At 71.6% G+C, this 17,349-nt stretch carries 21 protein-coding genes; 15 read left to right on the top strand and 6 right to left on the bottom strand.

The window, feature by feature from the left end; translation table 11 throughout:
- The first annotated feature begins 102 nt into the window (after positions 1-102).
- Positions 103-786, top strand: coding sequence for a thermonuclease family protein (locus ACFYUV_RS01320; protein WP_387663739.1), 684 nt, complete (start codon positions 103-105; stop codon positions 784-786).
- An 81-nt stretch (positions 787-867) separates the two neighbouring features.
- Here ACFYUV_RS01320 and ACFYUV_RS01315 read toward each other — a convergent pair whose 3' ends face one another.
- On the bottom strand, positions 868-1,098 hold the full coding sequence (locus tag ACFYUV_RS01315) for a hypothetical protein (RefSeq protein WP_387663737.1): 231 nt from the start codon (positions 1,096-1,098) through the stop codon (positions 868-870).
- Between the two features lie 153 nt (positions 1,099-1,251).
- Here ACFYUV_RS01315 and ACFYUV_RS01310 point away from each other — a divergent pair, with 153 nt between their 5' ends.
- The 3 genes from ACFYUV_RS01310 to ACFYUV_RS01300 are packed head-to-tail and all read left to right on the top strand — an operon-like array spanning position 1,252 to position 3,090.
- Positions 1,252-1,632 (top strand): ArsR/SmtB family transcription factor, encoded by a 381-nt coding sequence (locus ACFYUV_RS01310; protein WP_387663735.1) that lies wholly within the window; start codon positions 1,252-1,254, stop codon positions 1,630-1,632.
- Positions 1,629-2,330 carry a cation transporter gene (locus tag ACFYUV_RS01305; RefSeq protein ID WP_387663733.1) on the top strand — a complete coding sequence of 234 codons (702 nt, stop codon included), beginning with the start codon at positions 1,629-1,631 and terminating at the stop codon, positions 2,328-2,330. Before ACFYUV_RS01310 ends, ACFYUV_RS01305 begins: the two co-directional genes overlap by 4 nt.
- A 31-nt stretch (positions 2,331-2,361) precedes the next feature.
- Complete coding sequence (locus ACFYUV_RS01300) at positions 2,362-3,090, top strand: TSUP family transporter (protein WP_387663731.1); 729 nt, start codon at positions 2,362-2,364, stop codon at positions 3,088-3,090.
- Between the two features lie 120 nt (positions 3,091-3,210).
- On the opposite strand, the gene ACFYUV_RS01295 is transcribed toward ACFYUV_RS01300, so the two are convergent.
- Together ACFYUV_RS01295 and ACFYUV_RS01290 are read right to left on the bottom strand one after the other, a co-directional pair.
- Entirely contained in the window at positions 3,211-4,347 is a 1,137-nt protein-coding gene (locus ACFYUV_RS01295) for an RNA polymerase sigma factor (protein ID WP_387665270.1), read from the bottom strand.
- Positions 4,348-4,427: 80 nt separating this feature from the next.
- Positions 4,428-4,835, bottom strand: a complete 408-nt coding sequence (locus ACFYUV_RS01290; protein WP_387663729.1) for a YciI family protein — start codon at positions 4,833-4,835, stop codon at positions 4,428-4,430.
- A 101-nt stretch (positions 4,836-4,936) separates the two neighbouring features.
- Between ACFYUV_RS01290 and ACFYUV_RS01285 the strand changes: the two genes are divergently transcribed.
- The 3 genes from ACFYUV_RS01285 (at position 4,937) to ACFYUV_RS01275 (ending at position 7,234) form a co-directional block, all read left to right on the top strand.
- Positions 4,937-5,821: a DUF2268 domain-containing protein gene (locus tag ACFYUV_RS01285; RefSeq protein WP_387663727.1), complete on the top strand. Its 885-nt coding sequence runs from the start codon at positions 4,937-4,939 to the stop codon at positions 5,819-5,821.
- A gap of 10 nt (positions 5,822-5,831) precedes the next feature.
- Positions 5,832-6,590 carry a TipAS antibiotic-recognition domain-containing protein gene (locus tag ACFYUV_RS01280; RefSeq protein ID WP_387663725.1) on the top strand — a complete coding sequence of 253 codons (759 nt, stop codon included), beginning with the start codon at positions 5,832-5,834 and terminating at the stop codon, positions 6,588-6,590.
- An 86-nt stretch (positions 6,591-6,676) separates the two neighbouring features.
- Positions 6,677-7,234 carry a DUF6624 domain-containing protein gene (locus ACFYUV_RS01275; RefSeq protein WP_387663723.1) on the top strand — a complete coding sequence of 186 codons (558 nt, stop codon included), beginning with the start codon at positions 6,677-6,679 and terminating at the stop codon, positions 7,232-7,234.
- A gap of 56 nt (positions 7,235-7,290) precedes the next feature.
- Here the strand turns inward: ACFYUV_RS01275 and ACFYUV_RS01270 are convergent, their stop codons facing one another.
- Together ACFYUV_RS01270 and ACFYUV_RS01265 are read right to left on the bottom strand one after the other, a co-directional pair.
- Positions 7,291-8,544 (bottom strand): serine hydrolase domain-containing protein, encoded by a 1,254-nt coding sequence (locus ACFYUV_RS01270; protein ID WP_387663721.1) that lies wholly within the window; start codon positions 8,542-8,544, stop codon positions 7,291-7,293.
- A 138-nt stretch (positions 8,545-8,682) separates the two neighbouring features.
- Positions 8,683-9,093, bottom strand: coding sequence for a hypothetical protein (locus tag ACFYUV_RS01265; protein ID WP_358284371.1), 411 nt, complete (start codon positions 9,091-9,093; stop codon positions 8,683-8,685).
- 433 nt (positions 9,094-9,526) lie between these two features.
- Between ACFYUV_RS01265 and ACFYUV_RS01260 the strand changes: the two genes are divergently transcribed.
- The 7 genes from ACFYUV_RS01260 (at position 9,527) to ACFYUV_RS01230 (ending at position 16,012) form a co-directional block, all read left to right on the top strand.
- On the top strand, positions 9,527-10,441 hold the full coding sequence (locus ACFYUV_RS01260) for a DMT family transporter (RefSeq protein WP_387663719.1): 915 nt from the start codon (positions 9,527-9,529) through the stop codon (positions 10,439-10,441).
- A gap of 124 nt (positions 10,442-10,565) precedes the next feature.
- Entirely contained in the window at positions 10,566-12,050 is a 1,485-nt protein-coding gene (locus ACFYUV_RS01255) for an AMP-binding protein (RefSeq protein WP_387663717.1), read from the top strand.
- Positions 12,051-12,098: 48 nt separating this feature from the next.
- Positions 12,099-12,395: an acyl carrier protein gene (locus tag ACFYUV_RS01250; RefSeq protein ID WP_387663715.1), complete on the top strand. Its 297-nt coding sequence runs from the start codon at positions 12,099-12,101 to the stop codon at positions 12,393-12,395.
- Entirely contained in the window at positions 12,392-12,766 is a 375-nt protein-coding gene (locus tag ACFYUV_RS01245) for an ectoine synthase (RefSeq protein WP_352323183.1), read from the top strand. Before ACFYUV_RS01250 ends, ACFYUV_RS01245 begins: the two co-directional genes overlap by 4 nt.
- Before the next feature lie 15 nt (positions 12,767-12,781).
- Positions 12,782-13,948, top strand: coding sequence for an acyl-CoA dehydrogenase family protein (locus ACFYUV_RS01240; protein ID WP_358284364.1), 1,167 nt, complete (start codon positions 12,782-12,784; stop codon positions 13,946-13,948).
- Entirely contained in the window at positions 13,945-14,613 is a 669-nt protein-coding gene (locus ACFYUV_RS01235; protein WP_387663712.1) for a transglutaminase family protein, read from the top strand. Before ACFYUV_RS01240 ends, ACFYUV_RS01235 begins: the two co-directional genes overlap by 4 nt.
- 34 nt (positions 14,614-14,647) lie before the next feature.
- On the top strand, positions 14,648-16,012 hold the full coding sequence (locus tag ACFYUV_RS01230) for a TrpB-like pyridoxal phosphate-dependent enzyme (RefSeq protein ID WP_358284361.1): 1,365 nt from the start codon (positions 14,648-14,650) through the stop codon (positions 16,010-16,012).
- Positions 16,013-16,074: 62 nt separating this feature from the next.
- On the opposite strand, the gene ACFYUV_RS01225 is transcribed toward ACFYUV_RS01230, so the two are convergent.
- Complete coding sequence (locus ACFYUV_RS01225) at positions 16,075-16,446, bottom strand: DUF5997 family protein (protein ID WP_352323187.1); 372 nt, start codon at positions 16,444-16,446, stop codon at positions 16,075-16,077.
- Between the two features lie 54 nt (positions 16,447-16,500).
- On the opposite strand from ACFYUV_RS01225, the gene ACFYUV_RS01220 reads away from it, so the two are divergent.
- Positions 16,501-17,238 (top strand): LysR family substrate-binding domain-containing protein, encoded by a 738-nt coding sequence (locus ACFYUV_RS01220; RefSeq protein ID WP_387663710.1) that lies wholly within the window; start codon positions 16,501-16,503, stop codon positions 17,236-17,238.
- Positions 17,239-17,349 lie beyond the last annotated feature (111 nt).

Here is a 17,349-nt window from a genome sequence, read left to right as displayed (position 1 = left end):
ACCTCGACCAGGAGTGACATAACCGTGCCCTTCCGGCGGTACACCCCTGTCTCCGTCGGCGCGTCTCCTCACGTCCGGACCATCCGTCCCTGGAGTCACGCCATGCCAACGAACGCGAGCACGGCCAGGATCGTCACCGCCACGGCCGCCCTGCTGCCCCTCACCCTCGCCCTGAGCACGCCGGCCGACGCGGCCGCCGTCCCCAAGGGCACGGTCGCGGCACGGGTCGTCAAGATCGTGGACGGCGACACCATCGACGTCGTGCGCGGCACCACGAAGATCCGCGTGCAGCTGCTCGGCGTGGACACCCCCGAGCGCGGGCGGTGCTGGTCCAGGACTGCCACCGCCCGTACGGCGGCGCTCCTGCCACCCGGGACGACGGCACACCTGCTCACCGCCAGGACGCCGGGCGTCCCGCCCTCGCACGTGTGGAACGCCAAGGGCGTGCACGTCAATCGCAACCTGATCCGCTACGGCTACGGCAAGGCCGTCCCCTTCAAGCCGGACGACGGGTACAAGAGCCTCTTCCGCACGGAGCAGGCGAAGGCCAAGGCGGAGAAGTTGCGGATCTGGTCCGGCAGGTGTGACACGTCCACCTCCACGCCGACCCCGTCCCCGACTCCGACCCCGTCCCCCACGCCGCCCCCGCCCGCCGGCACCGACCCGCGCTTCCGCACCTGCGCCGAGGCGAACGCCGCCGGCTACGGCCCGTACCGCCGCGGCATCGACCCCGAGTACGCCTGGTACCAGGACCGCGACGGCGACGGCGTCGTCTGCGAACGCTGACCCGCGCGAGCCCGCCGAACGTCCCGCCTGAACGTCCCGGCCAACCGGCCGGGACACACGCCGGTCGCCAGGGGCGCCGGGTCAGCGAGCGGAACGCGCCAGGATCGCCGCCTCGACGCGCAGGCCGACCCCGACGAGCGCGACGACGAGCAGGAACGCCAGCCAGGGCAGCGGCGGGCTCGACCACTGCAGCAGCATGAACGCAGCCGAGGCCAGCCCCGCCGCGATGCCGGTCGTCCCGAGCACCCGAAGGATCACGACGGTCTCGCGCTCATCGGCGGCGGGGCGGCCCCGCGGCCCTGGTGCACTCACGAAGGCGAGCCTCCCAGATCCCCACCCCGTCCCGAAAGACCCGGCAGAGGTCCGGCGAACACTTCCGGACAGACACCGGAAGGCGAGAGACCGACCTCCAGGCGAACACCACCACCCTCGCCATAGATGCCGAATCCGGGCTAACATCGCCACATGGCGATTGATTCCGAAGGTGGCCGTTGTGTCAGTGCGGACATCGCCGCCGGCATCTCCCCCGCGGCCGCGCTGTTCCACTCCCTGGCCGACGAGACCCGGCTGCGCATCGTCCAGCGCCTGGCCCGTGGCGAGGCCCGCGTGGTCGACCTGACCACCCAGCTCGGCCTGGCTCAGTCCACGGTGTCCAAGCATCTGGCCTGTCTGCGCGACTGCGGCCTGATCGACTACCGCGCCGAGGGCCGCCAGTCGTTCTACTCCCTGACCCGGCCCGAGCTGATGGACCTGCTCGCCTCCGCCGAACAGCTGCTGGCCGCCACCGGCCACGCCGTGACGCTGCGTCCCGGCCCCGTCGAGGTCACGCAGGAGCCGGTGTCGTGACCGCCGCGCACCTCACCACCCCGGCGCGCCGGACGGCCCTGCGGCGCCGCATCCGCCTGCTGGTCGCGGCCACCATCACCTACAACGCGATCGAGGCGGTGGCGGCCATCACCGCCGGCACCCTGGCCTCCTCCGCCGCGCTGGTCGGGTTCGGGCTGGACTCGGTGGTGGAGGTCGCCTCGGCCGCCGCGGTGGCCTGGCAGTTCTCCGCGGCCGACCATGAAAGGCGGGAGAGGACGGCACTGCGCGTCATCGCGATCTCCTTCTTCACGCTGGCCGCCTACGTCACCTTCGACGCCGTCCGTACGCTGCTGGGGGTGGGCGAGGCCGAGCATTCGACGCCCGGCCTGATCCTGGCCGCGTTGTCGCTGGTGGTCATGCCGTTCCTGTCCCACGCGCAGCGCCGCGCCGGACGCGAGCTCGGCTCCGCCTCCGCGGTGGCCGACTCCAAGCAGACCCTGCTGTGCACCTACCTGTCCGGCGTGCTGCTGGTGGGACTGGCGCTCAACAGCCTGTTCGGCTGGTCCTGGGCGGACCCGGTCGCCGCGCTGGTGATCGCGGCGGTCGCGGTCAAGGAGGGCCGCGAAGCCTGGCGCGGTGACGCCTGCTGCGCCGTCCCGGCCGGCCTTGAGGAGCAGGCGGACGGATGCGCCACCTGCGCCCCCGGCTGCTCCTGCTGCTCCGCGTCCGGAGAATGACAGGCCGCGCCCTCCAGGGGAGGTGAGAAGCGTGAACACCGTCCTGGTCGTGGTCGTCATGGTGGTGGCGACGTTCGCCACCGCGACGCTGTCGGCGGTGGCCGGGTTCGGCGGCGGGGTGCTGCTGCTGCCGGTGTTCGTCGCGGTCCTGGGCGCCCGGGACGCCGTCGCGGTGCTGACCGTCGCGCAGCTCGCCGGCAACGGCAGCCGGGTGTGGTTCAACCGGGACGAGGTCGACCGCCGTCTGGTGGGCGTCTTCGCGGCCGGGGCGGTTCCCGCCGCCGCGGCCGGCGCGCTGGTGTTCGCCGCCGCCCCGCTGGCCGCGCTGACCCGGGTCATCGGGGTGTTCCTGCTGGTCATGGTGGTCTGGCGACGCAGGCGGCCGCATGGCGTCCGGCTGGACGACGCGGCGTTCGCGGCCGTCGGAGCCGTGTCCGGGTTCGGCTCGGCGCTGGTCGGCTCCATGGGGCCGATGGTCGCGCCGTTCTTCCTGGCCCGCGGCCTGCTGCGCGGCGCCTACATCGGCACGGAGGCCGCGGCGGCGGTGGTGATGCACCTGACCAAGCTGGTCGTCTTCGGCGCGGCCGCCGTGCTCACCACGTCCGGCGTCGCCACCGGGCTGGCCCTGGCGCCGGCGAGCGCGGCCGGGGCCTGGGCGGGCAAGAAGATCGTCGACCGGCTGCCCGCCGGCGCGTTCGTGGTGGTGGTCGAGGTGGGGCTGGTGGCGTCCGGGCTGGTACTCGTCGTCACCGGAGGCTGATGATCCGGCCGCCCGAAGCCGGACGACGTCAGCCCCGGACCTTCACGCCCCGCCCAGCCGGACGACGTCAGCCCCGGACCTTCACGCCCCACCCAGCCGGACGACGTCAGCCCTAGCCCCTCACGCCTCGCCCAGCCGGGCCGCCTGGCGGGTGAGGTGGTCGCGTTCGGGGAGGGTGGGGGCTGACCGGGCGGCCTCGGCGTAGAGGCGGGCCGCGGTGGCCGGGTCGCCGGCGCGTTCGTGCAGGTAGGCCGCGACGGCGGCGTGGCGGGGCAGGGCCGGGTCGAGCTCGGCCAGGGCGGCCAGACCGGCCCGCGGGCCGTCGGCCTCGCCGACGGCGACGGCCCGGTTGAGGCGGGCCACCGGGCTGCCGGTGAGGCGCACCAGCTCGTCGTACCACTCGACGATCTGCGGCCAGTCGGTCTCCCCGGCCGTCGGGGCGTCGGCGTGCAGCGCGGCGATGGCGGCCTGGGCCTGGAACTCGCCCAGCCGGTCGCGGGCGAGGGCCGCCTGGAGCACGTCGACGCCCTCGGCGATCAGGCGGGTGTCCCACAGGCCGCGGTCCTGCTCGGCGAGGGGCACGAGGCTCCCGTCGGGGGCGGTGCGTGCCGGTCGCCGGGCGTGGTGCAGCAGCATGAGCGCGAGCAGGCCCGCGACCTCCTCGTGCCTGATCTTCGCCGCGAGCAGCCGGGTGAGCCGGATCGCCTCGGCGGCGAGGTCGACGTCGCCGGAGTAGCCCTCGTTGAAGACCAGGTAGAGCACGCGCAGCACGGTGGCGACGTCGCCGGGCTGGTTGAACCGCACGCCGGAGACGGTGCGCTTGGCCCGGCTGATCCGCTGGGCCATGGTCGCCTCCGGCACCAGGTACGCCTGCGCGATCTGGCGCGTGGTCAGCCCGCCGACCGCGCGCAGCGTGAGCGCGACGGCCGAGGCCGGCGTCAGCGACGGGTGCGCGCACAGGAAGTACAGCTGGAGCGTGTCGTCCACCGCCTCCCCGGGGGCCGGCGGGGGCTCGCTGTCGACGCGGGTCTCGCGGTGCCGCCGGGAGGCGTCGGCGCGGGCGGCGTCGAGGAACTTGCGCCAGGCCACGGTGACCAGCCAGCCCTTGGGGTCGCGGGGCGAGTCGTCCGGCCATACGCGCACGGCCTCGGTCAGGGCGTCCTGGACGGCGTCCTCGGCCGCCGCGAAGTCCGCGCCGCGGCGGACGACGACGCCGATCACGGCGGGCACCAGCTCCCGCAGCAGCGACTCGTTCACCCGGCCACCAGGTGCGGCCTGGTCAGAAAACGACTCGTTCACTTGTCCACCACGTGCGTCCCGGTCAGAGAACGACTCGTTCACTCCGCCACCAGGTGCGTCCCGGTCAGGAAGGGCCGCACCTCCAGCCACTCGTGGATCGGCTCGCCGCCCGCGCCGGGGGCCGCGGACAGCTCGCCGGCCAGTTGCAGCGCCCGTTCGTAGCTCGCGACGTCGATCACCATCCAGCCGGCGATCAGGTCCTTGGTCTCGGCGAACGGGCCGTCGGTGACCGGCGGCCGCCCCTCGCCGTCATAGCGGACGAACGTGCCCTCGGGCGAGAGCCCCTGACTGTCGACGAACTCACCGCTCTCCTGCAGCCGGGCGGCGAAGTCCCGCATGTACTGGACGTGGGCCGCGACCTCCTCCGGCGTCCACTGGCCCATCGGCACGTCGTTGACCGCCGCCGGCGCGCCCCGGTAGTGCTTGAGCAGCAGGTATTTGGCCATCAGGTTCTCCTTCGAACTGTCCGGCCCAGTCTGGCCGGATTCCGCCACGCGGCAAAACTCGGGTTGACGTTGACGTTGCGTCAACTTCTAGCATCGAGGCCATGTCGATCACCGTTCTTGACACCTGCTCCGCCATGCGGCGGATCCTGCTGGCCCCGGTGGCGGACCGCGCCGGCCTGCTGCGTTCGATGCTGGAGCCCAACGCCGGGATGTACCGCTACTACCCGGGCGAGGTCGATCTGGTGTCCGTGCATCTCCAGACGTCCGGGTTCCCCATCGACCGTGACGAGGAGCGTTGCCTCGACGCGCTGGACACCCTGGAGGCGGCCGGAGCCTGGGAGCGGATACGGCGCGCGCTCGACGACGCTCTCGCCGTGCTGACGGAGGCGACGCCGGGGCTGGCGGTTCCGGACATCACCGTGCTGTTCGTGCTCGGCGACCCGGCTGACGAGCATTTCATGGGGCCCTGCAAGGGGCTGACCGGGTTCGGCGGCATCTCGGGCAACATCGCCATCACGCTGTGGCCCTTCCCCGAGAACGTGGAGCGGCTGGAGGCCACCGCCGTGCACGAGCTCCACCACAACCTGCGATGGAGCCCGGGCGGAGTGGTGTGGGACCCGATGACCGTCACGGTCGGCGAGCACATCGTCGGCGAGGGCCTGGCCGACGCCTTCGCCCGCCAGCTCTACGGCGACGAGCTCGGCTACGCCCGCATCGGCGTGCCCCACCTGCACGACGACGCGGTCTTCGACAAGGTGCTCACCGGCCTCGACGTGACGGGCATGGAGAACTTCACCGCCTGGGTGCACGGCGACGCCGGCGCCGAGCACCTCGGCGTCACCCCGGTGGGCCTGCCGATGGGCGCCGGGTACGCCGCGGGCAACCGGCTGGTCGACGCCTACCTGGCCGCGACCGGCCGGACGGCGGCGCAGGCCCTGCACGCCGACAGCGCGGAGATCATCGCGACCACGCTCCGCCGCGGGTGACACTGGACCGATGGAGTGGACGATCCAGGAGCTGGCGGCCAGGGCCGGCGTCAGCAGCCGCACCCTGCGGCACTACGACAGCGTCGGGCTCCTGATCCCGTCCCGGGTGGGCGCGAACGGCCACCGCCATTACGACTCCGCCGCGGTCGTGCGGCTGCAGCGGATCCTGCTGCTGCGCCGGCTCGGCATGGGCCTACCGGCCATCGCCGAGGTCCTGGCCGACGAGGTGGACGCGTGCGACGGGCTGCGGGCCCACATCGCCGCGCTGGAGGACGAGCGCGACCGCATCGACCGGCAGATCAGCTCCGTGCGTCACACGCTGGACGCCCTGCTGGCGGGGGCGGAACCGCGGATGGACGTCATGCTGGCCGGCTTCAACGACCACTACAAGGACGACGTGATCGCACGCTGGGGCGAGCGCGCGTTCCAGGTGAGCAACGACTGGTGGCACGGCAAGACGCTCGACCAGCAGCGGGCCTGGAAGCGGGCGGCCGAGGACCTGGTCGCCGCGTGGGTCGCCGCGGTGCAGGCCGGGGTCTCGCCGACGTCCGACCGCGCCCAATCGCTGGCCGCCCGGCACGTGCGGTGGCTGAGCCAGATCCCGGGCACGCCCACGGCCGAGGGCGACCGCGAGCGCTCGATCGAGATGGTGAGCTGCCTCGGCGACATGTACGTCGACGACCCCCGCTTCGCCGCCATGTACGGCGACGCCGCCGGGGCGAGGTTCGTCCGCGACGCGCTTCAGACGTACACGCGTACCCGGATGTGAGCGCGCGTACCCGGATATGAGTGCGCGTACCCGGATGCAGCGGTCATCCCTCGCGTCCCGGGACGGACGGAGGGATGATCGAGGGCATGCGGGTCTTGTCCCTGTGGCTGTTCGCGGCGTTCCTCATGGTCACGGCGTGCGGTGACGACGCCCCCAGGAACCCCGCACTGCGGGCCGAACTGTTGAAGATGCTCAAGACGGACCAGGAGCAGCGCACCCTGGAGGCCAGCCAGGAGGACTGGGACCGGACCGAGAAGGCCAACACCGAGCGCATGCGGCAGATCCTCGACGCCTACGGCTGGCCGGGGTACGAACTGGTCGGCAAGGACGGCGCGCAGGCGGCCTGGGCCCTCGTCCAGCACGCCGACCGCGACCTGGCCTTCCAGCGCCGGGGCCTGGAGATGATGCGGCGGGCGGTGGACGACGGCGACGCCGACCCGTCCGACCTGGCCTACCTGGTGGACCGTGTACGCGTGGCGGAGAAGAAGCCCCAGGTGTACGGGACGCAGTGGGAGACCACCCCCGAGGGCGAATGGCGGCCCCGCACCCCGATCGAGGACGAGGCGCGGGTCGACGAACGACGCGCGGAGGTGGGTCTCAAGCCGCTGAAGGACTACCTCAAGGAGCTCCAGTCACTGAAATGAGCACCTGAAGCTCGCGATGTGCTCAGAAGTAGTGATTTCCGGCCCTCGCGGCGCCCTCAGAAGTAGCGGGACGTCAGGTCCGTCGTGGGCCAGGAGGAGACGGTGACCTTGTTCATGTCGTCGTCGATCGTGTCGAAGTCGAGCGACCCGGTCTCCTCCCTGCGGTTGAACACGACCGCGTAGCTGAAGCCGTTCTGCAGCCGGGCCAGGTAGGAGTACGTGCCGGGCATCGAGCCGTCGTGCCAGGTGTTGAGGTGGCCAGTGACCTGGCGCACCCACCAGCCGCCGCCGTACCAGGATCCGTACTGGTTGACGCCGATCTCCGGCTTGGCGACCAGCTTGGCGATCGAGGCCGAGCTCAGCACCGTGCCGGGCTTGTCGAAGGCGAGCGTCCAGCGGACCAGGTCGACGGCGGAGGCGAGCCAGCCGCCGTTGGCGTCCTGGTTCGGCATGTTGAAGCCGCCGTACTGGTAGGGGACGACGGTGCCGGAGGCGTCCACCACCGACTTGTTGGTGTACTGCGACTCGTAGGCGACCTCGCCGGGCGCGGCCTCGCTCCGCAGGCTGCGGCCGAGCCGCATGCGGGTGATGCCGAGCGGCTGGAGCAGCCTGGTCTTGACGTACGACTCGTACGACATGCCGGAGACCTTCTCGATCACCCGGCCCAGCAGCAGGTAGCCGTAGTTGCTGTAGACCATCTTGCTGCCGGGGTCGAAGTCGAGCCGCCGGGCGGTGGCGTACTTGACGATGTCGGCGTGGCTGATCGGCAGCGGCACGTCGAGCGCGGCGGAGATGGTGTGGTCCAGCCAGAGCTGGTCCTTGGAGACGCCGCGGTCCCAGCCGCCGAGGTGCTGCATGAGGCGCAGCACGGTGACCTGGCCCATGCGCTCGTCGAGCGGGGTGAGCCCGAGAAGCTGGGTGACCTTGGCCGACAGGCTGAGCTTGCCGTCCTGCACCAGCCGCATGATCGCGGCGGAGGTGATGTTCTTGCTCAGGCTGGCGATGCGGAACAACGACGTCGGCGAGACCGCGGGCAGCGCCCTGGAGAAGTCGTTGTAGCGGTAGCCCCTGGCCAGCACGATCTTGCCGCTCTTCATGATGGCGAGCTGCGCGGCGGTGATCTTCCGGTCCAGCACGAACTTCTTCACCAGGTTGTCGAAACCGGCCAGCGAGGCGGGCGCGACGCCCGACATCTCGACCCCGGGCAGCTCCGGCCGCGCGGCCCGGGCCGCCGTCGCGGGTGCGAGGATCGCGGCCGGAACCGCGATGGCGCCGGTTTTGAGAAGATTTCGCCGGGACAGCAGCGTCACGTCAGGGCCCCCAAGTCACATCCGTACCATTAGGGCCCGTATCTTACGGACTTTTCGGCCACCCTTGACAGGAATCTGCCAGATCGCGCCCGGCCGCAGCCCGGCGACCTCGCCGCCGGGCCGGAGCGCCGCGCGGGGCTAGACCCGGGTCATCGTGGACTGGTAGCCGCCGCCGGGCCACTCCCAGGCGCCGGAGTTGGTGTCGCCGTCCTCGCTGAACTTGCCGACGAAACGGGCGGGCGAGCCCTGGTCGCCGTACCAGATGGTCAGCGTGTCGCCGCTGACCTCCCAGGTGTACTTGAGGATCTCGGCGGACTGGCCGAACAGGTGGGACTTGAGGGTCTTGCTCTCCTCGTCGTAGCCGATGTACTCCACGGCCTTGGTGTCGGCCAGGTCGACGTGCTGGACCAGGAAGTTGCCGCCCTCCAGCCATTCGAAGCGCACGGTGCCGGCGTCGGTCGCCTTGCCGTCCTCGACGTTGCTGACCCGCCAGGTGCCGATGAGGACGTCGAGCTGCCGGAGCGCGGGGTTGGGGGATTTATCGGTCATGGTGGTTTCCCTCCGTTTCAGGGTGACAGTGCACGGCTTGGCGCGGCGGGACCAACGGCCCGATGCCGTCCGGCGAGGGCCGGTGATTTCGCGGCTGACCTGCGAGGACACCGATCGGCGGCACTCCGGTCGCGCGTCCAGCATCCCTTGGCGTCGAGCTGATTGTCCACTGAAAGAGCACGTTGAAAGAAGCCGCGACACGGGCGCCGTGCGATTCTCGGGAAGAATTGCTTTCGTGCGGGAATTGTCGCGCGGCAGCGAATAGGCTGGAGGATTTTCATGGATTCGCCGTCGGTCTTCCGCAGGCCGCCGGCCCGCATCCCCGGCGCCGCTCCCGCCCCTCCTGCCGCCTCCCCGCCCTCCGCCTGAGCAGACCGTCCATGAGCAGACATTTCATGAGCAGGCCGTTCATCCCGACCCCAAGGAGACGCATGTGAGCCGCCGTGGCTGGGTGCTGTTCGCCCTGATGTCCGTGATCTGGGGCATCCCCTACCTCCTCATCAAGGTCGCGGTCGGCGGCGTGCCGGTGCCCGTGCTGGTCTTCGCGCGCACCGCGATCGGCGCCGCGCTGCTGCTGCCGCTGGCGATCCGCGGCGGGCAGCTGGCGATGGTCCGGCGGTACTGGCGGCCGGTCCTCGCGTTCGCCTGCCTGGAGATCCTGGCGCCCTGGTGGCTGCTGTCGGACGCCGAACGGCGGCTGACCAGCTCGACCAGCGGCCTGCTGATCGCCGCGGCGCCCATCCTCGGCGTGGCGCTGGCCCGCCTGAGCGGCGGCAGTGAACGGCTCGGCCGAACCCGCTGGATCGGGCTGGTGATCGGCCTGGCCGGCGTCGCCGTGCTGGCCGGGCCGCACCTGGGCGGCGGGGACGCCTGGGCGATGGGCGAGGTGCTGCTGACCGCGCTCTGCTATTCGATCGCCCCGCTCGTCGCCGACCGGCACCTGCGGGACCTGCCCACCATCCCGCTGACGGCCGCCTGCCTCACCCTGGCCGCGCTGGTCTACACGCCCGCCGCGATCTGGACCTGGCCGTCCGCCATGCCGAGCTGGCAGGTGCTGGCGGCGCTGGGCGGCCTCGGCGTCGTCTGCACCGGGCTGGCGTTCGTGGTGTTCGTGGAGCTCATCAAGGAGGCCGGGCCGTCGCGGGCGCTGGTGTCGACGTACATGAACCCGGCGGTGGCCATCGTCGCCGGGGTGCTGATCCTGGACGAGCCGCTGACCGCCCTGATCGTCGTCTCGTTCGCGCTGATCCTGGGCGGCTGCGTGCTGGCCACCCGCGCCGAGGAGGAGCCGCCCGCCCCGGCGGCCGGCCCGCCGGAGCGGGCCGAAGAACTGGAAGTACGGTCCTGACCCGTTCTCGTGGTCGAGGCGTTGCAGGAAGCTGCCGGACGCGGGCAATTAGCTGAAGCCCGCATTTCCGATTTCGCGGTCGCACATCGAACAAAATCATTGGTATCCGGCAACCAAGAAATCGATGGGTGACCTTCCGATGACCACAGAACTGCTCCGCGATTTCATCGCGCACGCCGAGAGAGAACCGTCCGCACCAGCCTTGCGAACCAGGACGGAGAAAGTCAGCTACGCCGAACTGGCCGCCATGGCCGGACGGGCCCAGAAAGAACTCGACGCTTTTGCGCCGGGCCCGGTCGCGGTGCTCGCCCGTAAGTCGCCGCAGGCGGTCGCGCTGGTGCTCGGCTGCCTGGCGGCCGGGCGTCCGCTGCTGCTGCCGCCGATCGACCTCGGCGCGGTCGCGCTCGGCGAGCTGTGCGCGCGGGCGGGCTGCGTCGAGGTGCTGGCCGCCACCCCCGAGGACGCCGCCGAACACCCCGACGTGGTCACCGCCGTGATCAGCGGGCCCGGCGACGAGCCCAGCGGCGGGCCCGCGGTCCCCGTGCCGGTGGCGGTCGCCGAGCAGGACACCGTGTTCATGCTGACCACGTCCGGCTCGACCGGCACCCCGAAGATCGTCCCGCTGTCGGCGGGGGCGGTGGCGCGGTTCACCGGCTGGGCCGGCGACGCGTTCGGCCTCGGCCCCGGCGAGGTGGTGTTCAACTACGCGCCGCTCAACTTCGACCTGTGCCTGCTGGACGTGTGGGCCACGCTGCGGCACGGCGGCTGCGTCGCCCTGGTCGACCCCGCGCTGGCCGCCAACCCGCGCTACGTCTGCGACTTCTTCGCCGCCTGCGGGGTCACCGTCGTCCAGGGCGTGCCCATGCTGTACCAGCTGCTGGAGGAGGGCGTCTTCCCCGACGTGCGGCACGTCATCGTCACCGGCGACCACGCGCCGGTCCCGCTGCGCGCCGGCCTGCCGCGCCGGTTCCCGCGCGCCCGGCTGCACAACGTCTACGGCTGCACCGAGACCAACGACAGCTTCTGGCACGAGTTCGACGCCGCCGAGGCGGCCGGGCCCGCCCCCCTGCCGATCGGCCGCCCGCTGCCCGGCGTCGTCGTGGCCTTCGGCCCCGATCTGGCCCCCGTCCCGCCGGACGACGGCGGCACCGAGCTCCTGGTCTGGACGCCCTTCCAGACCGACGGGTACGTGACGCCGGACCCGGCGGCGGCGACCGGCAGGTTCGTGACCGGGCCGGACGGCCGCCGCTTCTTCCGCACCGGCGACCTGGTCCGCCGGGACGCCGCCGGCCGGCTGTTCCTCGTCGGCCGGGACGACTTCCAGCTCAAGGTGCGCGGCATCCGGGTGAACCTGGAGCAGATCGAGCGGGTGCTGCTGGAGCACGACGACGTCCTGGAGGCCGCCGTCGTCCCGGCCGTGGACGGCACCGAGACCCGGCTCACCGCGTTCGTCCGCGGGACGGGGCCGGGGCGGCTGTCGGGGCTGCGCCTGCGGACGCACTGCGCGATGCGGCTGCCGCGGGCCGCGATCCCGTCCGCCATCAGGCTGGTCGAGCAGCCGTTCCCGCGCACCTCGACCGGAAAGGTGGACCGAAAGCGCATCGGCTGACACGCAAAAGCCTATTGCGGGCACGCGCATTCTCGGAGATGCGACCGCGTGCGCGCGCGTGTGATGCTGCCTTTCGTGGACATCACACACCGGATTAAAGAATTCGTGGTGACCGAGTATCTCCCCGATACTCCGCCCGACGAACTCGAGGCCGACTACGACCTTTTCCGCAACGGGGTCATCAGCAGTCTGGGCCTGTTGAAGCTCATCGGCTGGATCAAGGACGAGTTCGGCGTCCCGGTCGACGAGCTGGACATCGCACCGGAGAACTTCCGGACCGTGGCCGCCATTGACGAATTCGTCGGAAAAGCATTATCAGCACCAGCAGAACGGACACTGCAATGATCATCCGCAAGATCTCTGACGTGACGCCGGTCGAGTGGGGGAACGGCCTGAGCCACCGCTTCCTGGTCGAGCGCGACGGCATGGGCTACTCGCTCACCGACACGATCGTCTGGGCCGGCACCAGCTCCCCCCTCCAGTACCGCAAGCACCTGGAGGCGTGCTACTGCATCAGCGGCCGGGGCGCCGTGATCGACGCCGACGGCCGCCAGCACGTCCTGGAGCCGGGCACCATGTACGCGCTCGACCAGAACGACCCGCACCACCTGATCGCCGACCCCGGCGAGGACCTGCGGCTGATCTGCGTCTTCTCCCCCGCGCTGCAGGGCGACGAGCGCCACCAGCTCGCTGAGGCTGAGTTCTCCCACTACTGACGGATCTGGTCACCCATGGACGAGTGGAGCGACACACACCGCGAGCTCAGGGCCGAGTTCGCGGACTGGTACGAGGTGCTGGGCGAAGGCCACCTGGACGCCGACCGCGACGCCGACCGGACCGCCGGCCTGCCGGCGCACAAGTGGGAGCAGGTGCGCGCCTCCGGGCTGCTGCGCCTGCCGTTCTCGCCGGAATGGGGCGGCCGCGGCCTGGACCTGCTCAGCACCATGTACGTCCTGGAGGGCCTCGGCGAGGGCTGCCGGGACGGCGGGCTGTGCTTCTCGCTCTGCACGCAGATCGTGAGCGCCGGGATCCCGCTGCAACGCTTCGGCAGCCCCGAGCTGAAGGCCCGCCACCTGCCGGGCATCTGCGACGGCACGACGATCACCGCGCACGCGATCACCGACCCCGGGGGCGGCTCCGACGTGCTGGGCATGGGCATGACCGCCAAACCGGACGGCGACGACTGGATCCTCGACGGCGACAAGGTGTTCGTGACCAACGGCCCGGTCGCCGACCTGATCGTGGTCTACGCGGTGACCGACCGCGACCTGGGCCCGTTCGGCCTGACCGCCTTCCTGGTCGAACGGGACACCCCGGGCCTGCTGACCGGCCCGGACGTGCCCAAGATGGGGTTGCGCACGTCCCCGCTCGGCGAGCTGACGCTGCGCGACTGCCGGGTCCCGGCCGCCAACGTGGTGGGCCGGCCCGGCATGGGCTTCACCGTGCTGGAGCACGTGATGCGGTGGGAGATCCTGTGCTCCTTCATCGTCCAGGCCGGCGCGATGCGGCACCGGCTGGACCGCTGCGTCGAGCACGCCTCCCGGCGCCGCCAGTTCGGCCGGCCGATCGGCTCGTTCCAGATGGTCGCCGGCCAGATCGTGGACATGAAGATCGGCGTGGAGACCGCCCGGCGCTGGTTGTACGACGCCGCGCGCGGCTTCGCCGCCGGCCGGGACGTCGCCACCGACATCGCGATCGCCAAGGTGGTCACCAGCGAGGCGAACGTCAGGTCGGCGCTGGCCGCGATCCAGATCTTCGGCGGCAGCGGCTACCTGACCGGGACCGGGCTGGAGAAGGAGCTCCGGGACGCGGTCGGCGGCACCATCTACTCCGGCACCTCGGAGATGCAACGGATCCGCATCGCCCGGATGCTCGGCCTCAAGGAGTCACACACATGACCGCTGACCTGGCCGCCGACCTGGCCGCCACGAAGTTCCTGGACGCCGGCCACCCCGTGGTGCGCGAGTTCGCCGAACGGGCCGTCGAGGGCGCCGCCACGCCCACCGAGCAGGCCGTACGCCTCTACTACCAGGTGCGCGACACCATCCTGTACGACGTCTACGACATCGACATGTCCCGCGACGGCCTGCGGGCCAGCACGATCATCGCCCGGGGCAGCGGCTTCTGCCTGCACAAGTCGGTGGTGTACGCCGCCGCCGCCCGTGCGCTCGGCATCCCGTCCCGGCTGGTGTTCGCCGACGTGCGCAACCACCTGGCCTCCGGACGGCTCAAGGAGCTCGTCGGCGGCGACGTGTTCCGCTTCCACGGCCTGGTCTCCGTCCAGCTCGAAGGCCGCTGGGTGAAGGCCACCCCCGTGTTCAACAAGATGTTGTGCCGGCTGTACCGCCTGAAGCCCCTGGAGTTCGACGGCACCGCCGACAGCGTCTACCACCCGCACGACGAGGCAGGCCGGCGGCACATGGAGTTCCTGCACTGGCACGGCGAGTTCGACGACTTCCCCTACGAGCTGGTCCTGGAGGGGTTCAGGACGTCCCACCCCGCGCTGCTGGGCGGCGGGGACCAGACCGTGAAGGGCTCGCTGACCGCGGAAGCGGGCGTCTGACATCCCTCGACGAAGTCCTTATGAGAGGTATCCGTTGAACGAGACCGTCAAATACACCCTGAACGAGGACGACATCCCGTACACGTGGCTGAACATCGCCGCGGACTTCGGCGAGCCGGCCCCCATCCTCGACCCGGCCACCGGCGCGGCGATCACCCGGGCCGAGCTGTGCAGGACGATCGCCGAGCCCCTGGTGGACCAGGAGCTCAGCACCGAGCCGGAGTTCGAGATCCCCGGCCCGGTCCGCGACATCTACCGCCAGTGGCGGCCCACCCCGCTCTACCGGGCGCGCCGCCTCGAACGCGCCCTGGACACCCCCGCCCGCATCTACTACAAGTACGAGGGCGTCTCGCCGGTCGGCAGCCTCAAGCCCAACTCGGCGGTGCCGCAGGCGTACTACAACAAGCAGATCGGCAAGACGGGACTGGTCACCGAGACCGGCGCGGGCCAGTGGGGCAGCTCGATCGCCTCGGCCGCGGCCATGTTCGGGCTGAGCGCGCAGGTGTTCATGGTGGGCGTCAGCTACCGGCAGAAGCCGTACCGCCGGGCCCTCATGGAGGCGTACGGCGCGGTCTGCAACTCCAGCCCCAGCCCGCTGACCGCGGCCGGACGGGCCGTGCTGGCCGAGGACCCCGACCACCCCGGCAGCCTCGGCATCGCCAAGTCCGAGGCCCTGGAGGTCGCCTACGGCAATCCCGACCTGGGCTACACCCGCGGCAGCTCGCTCAACCACGTGTGCGCCCACCAGACCGTCATCGGCCAGGAGGCGATGCTCCAGATGGAGCTCGCCGAGGACTACCCGGACATCGTGGTCGGCCCCTGCGGCGGCGGCAGCACCCTGGCCGGGATGTGCTTCCCGTTCCTGCGCGACAAGCTGCGCCGCGGGCGCGAGATCCGGCTCGTCGCGGCCGAACCGGTCGCCTGCCCCACGCTGACCCGTGGCCGCATCGCCTACGACCACTCCGACGCGGCCCGGCTCACCCCGCTGTCGCGGATGCACACGCTGGGCCACAAGTTCGTGCCGCCGCCCGTGCACGCCGGCGGGCTGCGCGCCCACGACATCTCGCCGCTGATCAGCCGGGCCGTCGAGAACGGGCTGATGGAGGCGGTCGCGGTACGGCAGACCGCCTGCTTCGAGGCCGGCGTGCTGTTCGCCCGCGAGGAGGGCATCGTGCCCGCCCCCGAGTCGGCGCACGCGGTGCGGGCCGCCATCGACGAGGCGCTGCGCTGCCGTGAGCAGGGCCAGTCGAAGGCGATTCTCATCGCGCTGTCCGGGCACGGCCACTTCGACCTGGCCGCGTACGAGATGTTCCAGGCCGGGCTGCTGCCCGACGACGAGCCCACGGACGACGACCTCGCCCACGGCCTGTCCAGCATCCCCGACCTGGCACGCGCCTGACCGGGCGGTGACGCGCGGCCTGCCCACCGGCGGGCCGCGCCGTCAGGTCCGGAACGCGGCGACTAGCGCTGCTTGAGCCGGAGGGCTTCCTTGCGGGCCTCCGCCTGGACGGTGCGCTCCCGCTCCAGCCAGTCGGGGTTCTCCGCCTTCAGCGCGTCGATCTCGGCGGTCGTGAGCGGCTCGGTGATCCCGGCCCGCAGCAGCCCCGAGATGGAGACGCCGAGCTTGGCGGCCACGACCTGCTTGGGGTGCGGCCCGTTACGACGCAGGTCGGCGAGCCACGCGGGCGGCTTGGCCTGCAGCTCGTTCAACTCGTCCCTGGAGACGACGCCCGCCTGGAACTCCGCGGGCGTGGCCGAGAGGAGGACACCCAGCTTCTTGGCCGCCGTCTCGGGCTTCATCGTCTGGATGCTCTTCGGTTTGGACGAGGTCATGCCCCCAAGCCTAGCCAGTCGGGACAGCGTCCCCGACATCGATACCCTGAGGACGTGACTGACGAGAGCGGCGAAGACTTCCGGCTGGCGTACGCGCCCGGCGTGACCCCCGCCAAGTGGGCCGGCGTCTGGGCCGAGAGGCTGCCCGACGTGCCGCTCACGCTGGTCACGGCCCCCACCCCCGAGGCGCTGGCCCTCCTGCGGGGCGGCGGGGCCGACGCCGCGTTCGTCCGGCTCCCGATCGACCGCGAGGGCCTGAGCGCGATCCCCCTCTACGTCGAGACCACGGTGGTCGTGGTGCCGAAGGACCACGCCGTGGCCGCCGCCGACGAGGTGACCCTCGCCGACCTGGCCGAGGAGGAGATCTTCCATCCCCTCGACGACGCCATCGAGTGGTCGTCGCGGCCCGGGCAAGCGGCCTTCACCCGTCCCGCCACCACGGCCGAGGCGGTCGAGATGGTGGCCGCCGGCACCGGCCTGCTCCTGGTCCCCCAGTCGCTGGCCCGCCTCCACCACCGCAAAGACCTCACCTACCGCCCGGTCACGGACGCGCCCCAGTCCCAGGTCGCCCTGGCCTGGCCCACCGACGCGACCACCGACCTGGTGGAGGACTTCATCGGCATCGTGCGCGGCCGCACCGTCAACAGCTCCCGGGGCCGCGCTCCCGCCGCTCCCGCCGAGCGCCAGGAGAAGCAGGCACGACGCCAGCCCCCCAAGCCCGCCGCCCAGAACCGCGCCGGTCGCCGCGCCGCGCCGACGAGCCGCAAGAAGAAGGGCCCGCGTCCCCGCTGACGGCGGCGTCCCGGCGACCGGACAGGGGCTTGACGGCGGCGACGGTGCGGCTACTTTCTCTTAAGAAGCTTTCCTAAGAGTGCACTGCCTGACGACCCACTGGAGGTCAGC

Source organism: Nonomuraea sp. NPDC003560 (genome assembly GCF_042878785.1).
In the GTDB taxonomy this organism is placed as follows: Bacteria; Actinomycetota; Actinomycetes; order Streptosporangiales; family Streptosporangiaceae; genus Nonomuraea.
This window is presented reverse-complemented; position numbering and strand designations above follow the sequence as displayed.